This is a genomic window from Arthrobacter sp. 10N43 (assembly GCF_056394525.1).
This window is the reverse complement of sequence record NZ_JBFTIA010000014.1, coordinates 71,414-83,593: the sequence shown is the minus strand read 5'-3', so window position 1 is coordinate 83,593 and position 12,180 is coordinate 71,414. Positions and strand designations below refer to the sequence as shown.

Genomic DNA, 12,180 nt, shown 5'->3' with positions numbered 1-12,180 from the left:
AGGACCGGGGCATAATGGGGGAGTGACCTCTCCCCGCGCCTGGCTGATCTGGATCGTTGGGATCTTTGCCTATCTGGTGGCGGTCAGCCAGCGCACCTCGTTCGGGGTGGTCGGCCTGGAGGCAACGGAACGCTTCCACGCCACCGCGGCCGAGATCTCCTTCTTCACCGTGCTGCAGCTGCTGGTCTATGCCGCGCTGCAGATTCCCGTGGGCATCCTCGTGGACCGGTTCGGCTCGCGTGCCATGCTGGCCGGCGGAGGCGTCCTGATGGGCCTCGGCCAGCTGCAACTGGCTTTTGCCGACAACATCCCCGGCGGAGTCCTGGGTCGCGTCCTGGTGGGCGCCGGGGACGCCATGACGTTTATTTCCGTGATCCGGCTCATCCCGCTCTGGTTCGCCCCGGCCCGGGTGCCGCTGCTGACGCAGCTGACCGGCATGTCCGGACAGCTGGGCCAGCTTTTCAGCGTGGTGCCGTTCGCGATGATCCTGCACGCCGCAGGGTGGACCCCTGCTTTCCTGACGCTTGCGGCGATGTCGGGCCTCGCCGTCGTGCTGGTGCTGCTCCTGCTCCAGGACCTTCCGCCCGGGCACCCCGCTCCGGAAAAGTCCCAGGGACTGCGGGCCACAGGCATTTCCCTAGGGCACGCCTGGCGGCAACCCGGGACCCGGCTCGGGCTGTGGAGCCATTTCACAGTCCAGTTCAGCGGCACGGTCTTTGCCATGACGTGGGGCTACCCGTTCCTGATCTCCGCCCAGGGACTGGACCGGGGAACAGTCTCGGCACTCATGTCGCTGTACGTCGCCGCCGCCATTGCCGCCGGACCCCTGATGGGCAGATTCGTTGCCCGGCACCCGCTGCGTCGCTCCACCATGGTGCTCCTGATTTCCGGCTGCACCGCTGCCGCCTGGGCAGCCGTTCTGCTGCTGCCCGGACGCGCACCACTGTGGCTCCTGGCCGTTCTGGTGGTGACCTTGGCCGTAGGCGGTCCCGGCTCCATGATTGGCTTCGACTTCGCCCGGACCTTCAACCCGGCGCACCGCCTCGGCACCGCCACCGGAATCGTCAACGTGGGTGGCTTCATCGCCGCGCTCGTGTCCATCTACCTCATTGGGCTGATGCTCGACCTCCTGCATGCCAGCGGGTTCTCCCAGGGGGAGCTGTACGGCCTGGATTCGTTCCGCGTCGCCCTCAGCGTGCAGTTCCTCCTGCTTGCCGGGGGAGCCATTGGCATCATCACCACCCGGCGGAAAGTCCGGCGCCAGATGGCTGCCCAGGGCGTCATGGTTCCGCCGCTGCTCAAGACTCTCGCCGCGCAGCGCAGGCTGGTCGCCGAGCGTCGCCGCACGCCCTGAACCGTTGCTAGGCGGGGGCGGTTTGGGGCAGACGCTCATGGCACCTGCGCCGAAGTGAACGTGCCTCCGCAACGCCAGGCCCGGTAGATGGATCATCCGTGAGAGTGAAGTTGTTCATCATCCGGGTGGAACTCACTCAGAATCAGCCTCCCTGGTGTGGAAGCCCGCTTAGGGTGAAGGCATGTTCAAAACGATCCAGTCGCTGAGACCTTTCGCGGCACCGGCCACGGCTGTGCTGCTCATGGGGACCCTCCTTATCCTGGAGGAGCGCCATTTCGACCAGAACAGTGCCCTGCTGCTGGCGCTCCTGACGGGTGTCGCGGTGGCCGAGATCCTGCCGGCGGCCGCCCTTGGGCTTGTCTTCGCCGCCTTGGTAATGCAGAGCCTCGCGGTCCTCCAGCCGGTCTTCCTGTCCGGCGTCCTGAGCTACGTTGCGGTTCCCGTGGTCATCTTCTTCGCCGTCATCGGTTGGCGAACCCGTAACCGGTGGGTGGCACCCGTGTCTGCCGTCATATTCGCCGGCATCACAACCGTGAACTGGTTCGCCGACCAGACCTGGATCAACGTCATCTTCGCCAGCCCGATCTACGGCACGGGTCTATTGCGAACCTTCACATACGCTTTTCTGATTTTCGGAGCGTTCGCCGCCCTCAACCTCGCCGCCTGGGCCGTAGGCATGACAGCACATAGCGCATCCCGGAGCCGGAGAGCGCAGCTCGCAGCCGAAAGCCGGCTCCGGGAAACAACGACCGAACTCGCTCTCGAACAGGAGCGCAACAGAATCGCCAGGGAGTTGCACGATGTCCTGGCGCATTCGCTGACAGTGATCGTGGCCCAGGCCGACGGGATTCGCTTCATCCACCGCGCAGAACCGGAATCCGTCGAAGGGGCCTCCAAGATCATCGCCGAATCGGCGAGGACTGCGCTGGTCGAAACCCGCCGGCTGATCGAAGGTTTCTCCGCGGCGATCAGCGGCCACCCGACTCACGGGGTTGAAGATCTGGGGGTTCTAGCCGAACGGCTGAGCGCCAGCGGCATGCCTGTCACGATCGAAACTACGGGCGAACCGTGGGACTTGACCGCCGCCCAGGAGCTGACCGTTTATCGCCTGGCACAGGAAAGCCTGACCAACGCCTTCAAACACGGGGACCGGAGCCAGGGCACGCACCTGTATTTGGTCTGGACCGCGGACTCCCTCGAACTTCGTAGCAGATCGTCGCTGATCACCGGCCCAGGCGGGACGCCGGAGACCACCACATCTGGTCGCGGGATAGTGGGCATGAAGGCCCGAGCCTCAGCTGCCGGCGGATGGGTGGAAACAGTCCGGGGCGAAGAGGTCTTCGAAGTGCTGGCGTTCCTCCCTGCGACGGGACCTGACCGGTATCCGGATTCAATTCCCGCGACAGCTGAAGTTCCGGTCCTGGACGGAGCGCTGCTGTGACAGTCACCCCGATTCGGATTGCCTTGGCCGATGACCAGCCACTGTTCAGCGCCGGACTCAAGATGATCCTGCGCAGCCAGGAGGACATGGATCTTGTAGGCGAAGCCGTCAACGGAGAGGCCGCCGTCGACCTCGTGCAGGAGAAAAGCCCCGACGTGCTCCTGATGGACATTCGGATGCCTGTTATGGACGGCATTACGGCCACACGGGCAATCCTGGCAAAGTCCAGTGGAACTGCCACCAAGATCATCGTTCTGACCACGATCCAGCATGACGAAGCCGTCGTCCGGGCCATCCAGGCCGGCGCTGCCGGCTTCCTGACCAAAGACACCACCCCCGATTTCCTCCTGGCCGCCATCCGAACGGTCCACTCCGGGCACTCGGTCATCGCACCGGCCATCACCAACGAACTGCTGCGCGACTACACCACGCCCTCTGCCGGGAACGACGCTGCTCTGGCAGAGCTGTCCGGCAGGGAACGCGACGTATTCCTGCTAACCGCAAAAGGGCTAGGCAACGCCGAGATCGCGGCTTCACTGGTGCTGAGCGAGGCGACCGTGAAGTCCCACGTGGGCAGCATCCTGGCGAAACTGAAGTTGAAGAACCGCATCCAGCTAGTCGCGTTTGCCTACGAAAACAACGTCCTCAACTAGCCGCCACCGCTGCACCGTCCCAGCCGCCGAGGCCTTCCCACAGGGGCAAGGCCGGCCGCCGCATTGCCCAAATCAATCGAAGGAGTCCACCATGAAGAAAATCTTCGGCGCAGCAGTGCTGATCCTCGGCACCGGCGCCGCGCTTGCTGCTGCCGCCATCCCGGCCGCGTCGGTCACCGCGTCCCCGGAGCCCGCCCCCGGCGTCATCCGCCAAGCAGAGGCCTACGCCTCAACAGATCCGGTCGCCGAAAAGGGCATGCGGGAGGCTGTCCGGCGCTGCATGGCCCAGGCCGGCTTTGACTACACGCCGCCAAGCTCCGAGATGACCATGGACCTCAACGGGGCCATCGGATTCAAACGGCTCACGGTCGAGGCCGCCAAGGCCAGCGGCTACGCCAGCACCGGGCCACAAGGACCCCACGAGCCGGCTCCCGGGTCCGCGGACGGCAAACTCTTCGCCAATCCGGCCTTCACCAAGGCACTCACCGGCCCCGGGGATACCGCGTCAATGTCCACGGTGGGCGGTATGGGAACGTCCTCGGCTGGATGCCGCGGCGAAGCCATGGCACAGATCTACGGCAGCGCGGAAAACTACATGCTCGCCACCGGCATCGCCTACAACTCAGTCCTCCCGGCCAGTCTGTCCGCCTCCGGCGACTCAGGAATTGCCAAAGCCGTCACCGGCTGGGCGGACTGCATGAAAGAGAGTCCCTACCCCTCCTTTGCGGACCCGCGCCAGGCGGCCGAGGCGGGTAAGGCTGCAGGTGGCCAGGAAGAGTTCAGAATCGCCGTCACCGACGCCGTCTGCCGGGACAAGACCGGGTTCCACTCCGCGCTGGACAAAGTCCTGGACAAGTACCTGACAACCCGCATGCAGGAGCTTGCTCCGCAGATCGAGAAAGTCAAGGAGATTCGCCGAATCGCCGCGGCGAACGCGGCAGCCTTGGGCGGACCCGCCGCGAAGTAATCGACGGCGGCACGACAATCCGGCAGGGTCCTGTCAGCATTCGGGGGTGACATGACCCTGCCGGGTCGGAGTGCCGGTGCCGTCCCATTGGTTGCGAGCTGGGCGGTAGCGTCGACTCCTTGGCGGAAGTGGATGACACCTTTGGCGGCACCCGGTTATCCACATAGCGCAATCCGCGGATGCCGCGGGGTCGCGCCAACCGCGAAGCTGGGCTCATGACAGCTCCCGATCACCTGAGAATTACCGGCCCCGAGGACATCCTCGGCTTCATCCCGCATTCCCTTGGCTACTGGCCGGAAAACAGCCTTGTGGCCATGACCTTGCAAGGCAAACGGCTCGGAGCCACATTGCGCGTAGACCTCCCCGCATCCGGCGGTGGCGGCAGCGGCGGTGACCCTTTGGATGAGCCCATAACAGGCGGCCGCGGCAGCACCGCCCGCAAACACCGCTCCGGATCCGGCCGCACGGCCATGTTGGCCGCCTTCGCTCGGAATGTTGTGAGCTACCTGCAGGCGGACGAGGCAGCCGACGGATCGTTGCTGGCCTTCTTCACTGACGCCCACACTGACAACGGCACTGACACGAACAGCGACGGCACGGAGTGGGCTGCCCTGCTCAACGAACTCGAACTTGCCCTTGAAGCAGCCGGAATGCCGTTGAGGGACGCGTGGATTATCGGTGCCGAATTCTGGCGCAGCGCGCACTGCAGTGATCCGGAATGCTGTGGCCCAACCGGCCGCCCGGTTGAGGAGATCAAAAACAGCAGGCTCAACGCCGAGATGGTCTACCGCGGCAGCAGTGTAGGCGCCGCCCCCGGCACGCACGTGACGCAGGCGCCGCCACTGCCGGTGGACCCGGCAATGCTTGCCGCCGAGTCCGGCTGGGCGGAGCAATTCTCCCCGCGCCGGCGCGACCGGGCACAGTTCGACCAGGTGCTCGACGTCTGGACGACGGCCATGCAGGCTGCCACCGTCCAGCAGGGTCCCTTCGGCGCCACCTCGGACTCCCCGGCACCGGGGGTCTCCGTCCCCAATACCGCGACGCCCAGCAAGATGAGCCTCGATCCAAGCAACTCCGATCCCAGCAGCTCCGATCCCAGGACGACCGCGGACGGCCCGCTCGAGCTGCCGCCGGAGCTGGCTAGCTACCTGCGGGCCAGCCTATGCGTACCCTCGTGGCGGGACGCGGTGCTCGTCATGGCGGCCGCCGGGCGGTCAGCGGCCGAACGCGGGGCAGAGGACTTCGGCATGTTCGACACGGAAGCGTGGTCCGCCTTCCCCTCCGGAACCAGACCCGCATCACGGCTCCGACCGACGCCCAGTCCTCTTGCAGGGCCGCGGTTCGGCTCGGAGCGCAGTACCGTCTCCGATACCACCTCCGGTTCCACCGCTGGTTCCCCGTCCAAGCCGCAGACGGCCCTGCAGGAGGCGTCCGGCGTCGTTCCGGGCACCGACGCGGTCCCCGGCTACGGTGAGGTGCTGCTCGGGCTGGCGCCATCGGTTCCGGATTGGACTTTGATGGTTGGCCTCGAACGGGTCCTGGAGCAGCTCGGCCGTCTTGGTTACGGGGAGTCCACTGCCGCCGCCGTGACGGCACGTGGCTGGATCGAATGGTGCCGCGGCCGCGGCTCGTACGCTGATGCCCTGTACTGCCAGGCCCTGCAGGAACACCCGGGGTACAGGCTGGCGGAACTGCTGGCAGAGCTGGGCCGGCGCGGCACGCTATGCGGCTGGGCGGCCAGGCGGGAGGCGGCCTGGCAGAAGTTTGCGCCTGACGCGGCATGAGCGCCTGACGGAGCCTGAGAACCCACTGCAATATTCTGGACCCGGCGTCCCGAAAGGCACTCACGGGGAAAACCGTGAGACAATGGTTGCCGCGACCCGGTTGGGTCCGTGTATCAAGTGCCCTCAATGAACCTTGGAAACAGGGAACATTAAGGCCGCCCCAGCAGTTCTACTTAGTGGCTCTGCTGGCCGTGATCGCACCTGATGTTGAACACGGACTTGACAGGGTCATAGTGGTGTTGCCCGTATGGTGATTCCGCAGACCGCAGCTAGAAAGGTTTTCAGTGACCCCGTCTTCCGCGAAGAAGGAACCCGCCGACCAGGCCGAAATGTCCCCTGATGAGAAGAAGGCGGCGACCAACGCCAAGCGCGCCGCTACGCGCGCAGCCAACAAGGCAGTCAAGGACGCCGCTTCCGCAGAGGGTGGCGACACCTTAACCGGAGTCGCCAAGCCTGAGCCCAAGAAGCGCGGGCCCAAGCCCGGCGCCAAAGCCGCGGCAGAAGCCGCCGGCAAATCATCCGGCGATGACGATGAAGTCGAAGCCGATGAGGATCTCGACGACATCACGCCGGACCCCGCCGAACTCGGTGACGAAGTAGAAGGCGAAGAGGTAGCCGGCAAGGCCGCAGCCACCACCGGCTCCGGCTTCGTGTACTCCGATGCCGACGACGACGACGCCCCGGTGCAGCAGGTCATGTCCGCCGGCGCCACCGCCGACCCCGTCAAGGACTACCTGAAGCAGATCGGCAAGGTCGCCCTGCTGAACGCAGAGCAGGAAGTGGACCTGGCCCTGCGGATCGAGGCCGGCCTCTTCGCCGAGGAGAAGATCGCCGCCGACGACGGCACCATGGATCCGAAGCTCAAGCGTGAGCTTGAATTCGTCATCCACGACGGCAAGCGCGCCAAGAACCACCTGCTGGAGGCCAACCTCCGCCTCGTCGTCTCGCTGGCCAAGCGCTACACCGGCCGCGGCATGCTGTTCCTGGACCTGATCCAGGAAGGCAACCTGGGCCTGATCCGTGCGGTCGAGAAGTTCGACTACACCAAGGGCTTCAAGTTCTCCACGTACGCCACCTGGTGGATCCGCCAGGCGATCACCCGCGCCATGGCCGACCAGGCCCGCACCATCCGCATCCCGGTGCACATGGTGGAAGTCATCAACAAGCTGGCCCGCGTCCAGCGCCAGATGCTGCAGGACCTCGGCCGCGAGCCCACCCCGGAGGAGCTGGCGCTCGAACTCGACATGACGCCGGAAAAGGTCGTCGAGGTCCAGAAGTACGGCCGCGAGCCCATCTCGCTGCACACCCCGCTTGGCGAGGACGGCGACTCCGAGTTCGGCGACCTCATCGAGGACTCCGAAGCCGTGGTTCCGGCGGATGCAGTGAGCTTCACCCTGTTGCAGGAACAGCTGCACTCGGTGCTCGACACACTGTCCGAGCGCGAAGCCGGCGTGGTTGCCATGCGGTTCGGCCTCACCGACGGACAGCCGAAGACTTTAGACGAAATCGGCAAGGTCTACGGTGTGACGCGTGAGCGCATCCGCCAGATCGAATCCAAGACCATGTCCAAGCTGCGGCACCCGTCGCGCTCACAGGTCCTGCGCGACTACCTGGACTAAGTCCCACGGCCCACAGGCCCAACGGCAGTCCAACAACAACGCGGGGTCACTTCCGCCCATCTTCCTCGGAGGAATGGGCCGGAAGCGGCCCCGCGTTGCTGTTCCCGGGCGCCGCCATTCCACACGGCGCGGCCCACAGCGGACACGTCGGTTTACGCGTCAGTTAACGAATCAGGGCCCCTCCGGTGTGGAGAGGCCCTGATGCATAGGTCTGATGACTTTGGTCTGAGCTTTTTAAGGTCGCCCGGGGAACCCTATTGGGGGCACCGGGCGGGGACCGGCGCGGTCTAGTCGACCGGGACCGGTGCCTTCTCGTGAAGGCGGTCGGTCTCATCGTGCCAGTCTGAGCTGAGCGGCTTCAGTGTCGGTTCTACGGCGCGTGCGTGGTGGCCGCAGAAGAGAAGCTCACCGCCGGAGGCACCGAGAACAACCCGGACATATGCCTGTGCTCCGCAACGATCGCACCGGTCTGCGGCGGTCAGTGTGCGGTCCGCAACTGCTGTTGTCATGTTCGGCCTCCTTAGTAGATCGGTATACCTATATAACCAGCATTCGGGGCCAATCCATGGCACGGATGGCCCACTTTCGCTGTCCGCGTATCACGTCTGCGTAACGGAGCGCCGCCGGAGAACGCGTGCGGGGAGTGGCAAACCGGGGAGGACCCGGAGTCCGACTAACCTAGGAAGAGCGTTAAATACTGTGACTGCATCCCTGCGCACACCGCGGGGGCAGTCCCGAACCTGTAAGGAGTTCACGACCCGTGGCACCCAGTTCTGATTACACCGCCCGGCATCTCTCAGTGCTGGAGGGCCTCGAGGCCGTCCGTAAGCGCCCGGGCATGTACATCGGCTCCACGGATTCCCGCGGACTTATGCACTGCCTCTGGGAAATCATCGACAACTCTGTCGACGAGGCCCTCGCCGGCTTCGGCCACGACATCAAGATCATCCTCCACGCGGACAACTCGGTGGAGATTCACGATGACGGCCGTGGCATCCCCGTGGACGTCGAGCCGAAGACCGGGCTGACCGGTGTTGAGGTGGTCTTTACCAAGCTGCACGCCGGTGGAAAGTTTGGCGGCGGCTCCTACACGGCTTCCGGCGGCCTGCACGGCGTGGGTGCCTCCGTGGTCAACGCGCTCTCGGCCCGCCTCGACGTCGAGGTGGACCGCGGCGGCAAAACGTACAAGATGTCGTTCCGCCGGGGCGAACCCGGCCGGTTCAAGGATCCGGGCACGAAGCCGGACCCCGCGACCCTCTTCGAACCCTTCATCGACGGTTCCGTGCTCGACGTCGTCGGCAAAGCCAAGCGCGGCGTCACCGGCACCCGGATCCGCTACTGGGCGGACCGGCAGATCTTCACGCCCGACGCCAAGTTCTCCTACGAGGACCTCGCCTCACGCGCCCGCCAGACATCGTTCCTGGTCCCGGGGCTCAAGCTCACCGTCCGGGACGAACGCAAGCTTCCCGGCACACCCGGCGAATCCGGCCCGCATGAGGAGATCTTCCACCACGACGGCGGCATCTCCGAGTTCGTCGACTACCTCGCCGCAGACCCGGCCATCACGGACATCTGGCGCCTCCACGGCGCCGGGAAATTCAAGGAAACCGTTCCCGTCCTCGACGAGAAAGGCCACAGCCAACTCGCGGAGGTCGAACGCGACTGCGAGGTCGACGTCGCACTGCGCTGGGGGATCGGCTACGACAGCACGGTCCGCACCTTCGTCAACATCATTTCCACGCCCAAGGGCGGCACCCACCAGTCCGGCTTCGAACAGGCCCTGCTCAAGACCTTCCGCAAGGCCGTCGAGACCAATGCCCGCAAACTCAAGGCCGGCAATGACAAGATCGAAAAAGACGACATCTTCGCGGGCCTGACCGCCGTCCTGACCGTCCGGCTGGCCGAACCGCAGTTCGAGGGCCAGACCAAGGAAATCCTGGGCACCTCGGCAGTACGGGCCATCGTGGCCAAAGTGGTGGAGCAGGAGATCAACGCCAAGCTGACCTCTGCCAACCGCAACGACAAAGCCCAGTCTGCGCTGCTGCTGGAAAAGATCGTCAGCGAGATGAAGTCGCGCATCTCGGCCCGCGTCCACAAGGAAACCCAGCGCCGGAAGAACGCGCTGGAAACCTCCTCCATGCCCACCAAGCTCGCCGACTGCCGCACGGACGACGTCGAACGCTCCGAACTGTTCATCGTCGAAGGTGACTCCGCGCTCGGTACAGCCAAACTGGCCCGGTCCTCGGACTTCCAGGCGCTCCTGCCGATCCGCGGCAAGATCCTGAACGTCCAGAAGGCCTCGGTGGGGGACATGCTCTCCAACGCCGAGTGCGCGGCCCTGATCCAGGTCGTGGGGGCCGGCTCCGGCCGGACGTTCGACATCAGCGCCGCCCGCTATGGCAAGGTCATCCTGATGACCGACGCCGACGTCGACGGCGCCCACATCCGGACGCTGCTGCTCACGCTCTTCTTCCGCTACATGCGTCCCATGATCGACGAGGGCAGGGTCTTCGCCGCCGTGCCGCCGCTGCACCGTGTGGAGGTGGTCAATGCCGGCCAGAAGGCCAACGAGATGATCTACACCTACTCCGAGGCTGAGCTCCACGTCCTGCTGGCGCGGCTCGCCAAGGAAGGCAAGCGCTACAAGGAGCCGATCCAGCGGTACAAGGGCCTCGGCGAGATGGATGCCGAGCAGCTGGCCGAAACCACCATGGACCCGCGCCACCGGACCCTCCGCAAGGTCGGGATTGAGAACGCCAAGCAAGCCGAGGATACTTTCGACCTGCTCATGGGATCCGACGTGGCGCCGCGCAAGGACTTCATCATTGCCGGAGCCGCAAACCTGGACCGGGAGCGCATCGACGCCTGACGACGGCGGGACCGGCGGGGTTTCCCGCCGGTCGGGTTGAACTGCCTAGCCGAGCAGGCCCGGGACAAGCAGCAGGGCCGTCGGCACGGCAAGCAGCAGCACGCAGCATGCGAGCACGGCGACCCTCAGCGGTTCCGACAGCGGCGGCCGGGGCGAGAGAAGGCGGCTGACGCGGGATGCCGTCGTACCCGCCGAGCCACTGCCTCCGGTGGCGCCGGGCTGGCTGGGGTCCGCGTCGGGCAGGCCTGTTTCGCCGAACGCCAGGCGTGCCCCCGGAGTGGCCGGGGAACCGCTGGCCACAATGGCAATCGCCCGGATGAGCGTGGCCTTGCTCTCCGTCTTGAGTGCGACGTCGTCGGCGAGCATTTCGATGAGGGAGTTCACCGACTCCTGCGCCAGCCGGGTGGTGGGGAGCCACGGCAGGGCCTGGCGCCACGCGGCGAATGCCCACAGCAGGAGGTGGTGGCGCTGGCTCAGGTGGGCGTTCTCGTGAATCAACACGGCGCGGAGCTCATCGGGTTCCAGTGCGGCCATGAGACCGTCGGAGAGAACCGTCACCGAGCGTGCGCCGCCCGGCAGGCAGTACGCGACGGGCGAGTCGACGTTCAGGACCACGGTTCCCGGGCCGTCCGAGGATGGCGAGGCCAGCAGGTCCAGGAGCTCCCGGTGGCGCCGGCGCTGGCGCTGGATCTTGTAGTAGGTCAGCAGCAGGGTGAAAACCAGGTGGGCCGTCAGCAGGGCTGCGGCCGAGAGCGCAAAAATGTGCCAGAAGCCCAGATCCGTGGTGGGGGCATTGTTGAAGACCATCCCCGCCAGCGCGCGGAGGCCGGAAAGCAGGTTATCGCCAATGGGCTCGAGCCCGTAGACCAGCATGGCCCCGATCATGGACAGCCCGCCGGCCAAGGCGATCGCCTGCCACAGCAGCATCGCCATGAAGGGTGAGCGCGCCGGCCACTGGGCGCGCGAGAGGAGGACAGGCACCGGCCACGCCAGCACTATCGCCAGGACCGCCAGGAAATATGAGGTCCAGAACATCGGGCGCTAGCTGCGGCCCAACAGCTTGCGCAGGGTCTCTGCCTCGTTATCCGTGACCGAACCGATGAACCGGGCCAGCACTGCCTCGCGGTCCGGTGCCGAGCCAAGGACCTCGTGCATGAGTTCCGCGGTGTGGTCCGCGCGGCTCGAGACGGCCTGGTAGCGGTGCGGGCGGGTGCCGCGTTCACGTTCCACGAGCCCCTTCCGCTCGAGGCGCGAGAGCACGGTCAGTACGGTGGTGACCGCGAGGTCCTTGCCCTCGTGTCCGGCGGTGCCGTCCTGGGACCGGGTGCTCTGTGCGAGGAGGTCCCGCAGCGTGTTGGCGGTCGCAGCTTCTTGGCCTGCCCAGAGCAGATCCATCACTGCCCGTTCCAGTTCACCGAGACTTGCCATGGCGTACATCCTTCTATGACTGCCGCGCCGGCGTGATGCTGGGGAAACGCTGGAGCCTGCCGGTG

General features: G+C 65.8%; 10 protein-coding genes. 7 read left to right on the top strand and 3 right to left on the bottom strand.

What is annotated here, in order from left to right:
- The first annotated feature begins 22 nt into the window (after positions 1–22).
- The 6 genes from AC1DDO_RS19710 to AC1DDO_RS19685 all read left to right on the top strand — a co-directional run bounded on the left by AC1DDO_RS19710 (position 23) and on the right by AC1DDO_RS19685 (position 7,818).
- Positions 23–1,354 carry an MFS transporter gene (locus AC1DDO_RS19710; protein ID WP_441409883.1) on the top strand — a complete coding sequence of 444 codons (1,332 nt, stop codon included), beginning with the start codon at positions 23–25 and terminating at the stop codon, positions 1,352–1,354.
- A 181-nt stretch (positions 1,355–1,535) separates the two neighbouring features.
- A complete protein-coding gene (locus tag AC1DDO_RS19705) occupies positions 1,536–2,795 on the top strand; it encodes a sensor histidine kinase (RefSeq protein WP_476869586.1) in 1,260 nt (419 codons plus the stop codon).
- Positions 2,792–3,448, top strand: a complete 657-nt coding sequence (locus AC1DDO_RS19700; RefSeq protein ID WP_476869585.1) for a response regulator — start codon at positions 2,792–2,794, stop codon at positions 3,446–3,448. Before AC1DDO_RS19705 ends, AC1DDO_RS19700 begins: the two co-directional genes overlap by 4 nt.
- 91 nt (positions 3,449–3,539) lie before the next feature.
- Positions 3,540–4,415, top strand: coding sequence for a hypothetical protein (locus AC1DDO_RS19695; protein ID WP_476869584.1), 876 nt, complete (start codon positions 3,540–3,542; stop codon positions 4,413–4,415).
- A 215-nt stretch (positions 4,416–4,630) separates the two neighbouring features.
- Entirely contained in the window at positions 4,631–6,199 is a 1,569-nt protein-coding gene (locus AC1DDO_RS19690) for a DUF4192 family protein (protein WP_476869583.1), read from the top strand.
- A gap of 284 nt (positions 6,200–6,483) precedes the next feature.
- Positions 6,484–7,818 carry an RNA polymerase sigma factor gene (locus AC1DDO_RS19685; RefSeq protein WP_476869582.1) on the top strand — a complete coding sequence of 445 codons (1,335 nt, stop codon included), beginning with the start codon at positions 6,484–6,486 and terminating at the stop codon, positions 7,816–7,818.
- Positions 7,819–8,105: 287 nt separating this feature from the next.
- Here AC1DDO_RS19685 and AC1DDO_RS19680 read toward each other — a convergent pair whose 3' ends face one another.
- Entirely contained in the window at positions 8,106–8,327 is a 222-nt protein-coding gene (locus AC1DDO_RS19680) for a DUF7455 domain-containing protein (RefSeq protein WP_208748566.1), read from the bottom strand.
- Between the two features lie 251 nt (positions 8,328–8,578).
- On the opposite strand from AC1DDO_RS19680, the gene AC1DDO_RS19675 reads away from it, so the two are divergent.
- Positions 8,579–10,687 carry a DNA gyrase/topoisomerase IV subunit B gene (locus tag AC1DDO_RS19675; RefSeq protein WP_476869581.1) on the top strand — a complete coding sequence of 703 codons (2,109 nt, stop codon included), beginning with the start codon at positions 8,579–8,581 and terminating at the stop codon, positions 10,685–10,687.
- A gap of 45 nt (positions 10,688–10,732) precedes the next feature.
- Here the strand turns inward: AC1DDO_RS19675 and AC1DDO_RS19670 are convergent, their stop codons facing one another.
- The gene (locus tag AC1DDO_RS19670) at positions 10,733–11,722 is read right to left on the bottom strand and encodes a M56 family metallopeptidase (protein ID WP_476869580.1); all 990 of its coding nucleotides are present in this window, start codon (positions 11,720–11,722) and stop codon (positions 10,733–10,735) included.
- A 6-nt stretch (positions 11,723–11,728) separates the two neighbouring features.
- Positions 11,729–12,115 (bottom strand): BlaI/MecI/CopY family transcriptional regulator, encoded by a 387-nt coding sequence (locus AC1DDO_RS19665; RefSeq protein ID WP_441409875.1) that lies wholly within the window; start codon positions 12,113–12,115, stop codon positions 11,729–11,731.
- Between the last annotated feature and the right edge of the window lie 65 nt (positions 12,116–12,180).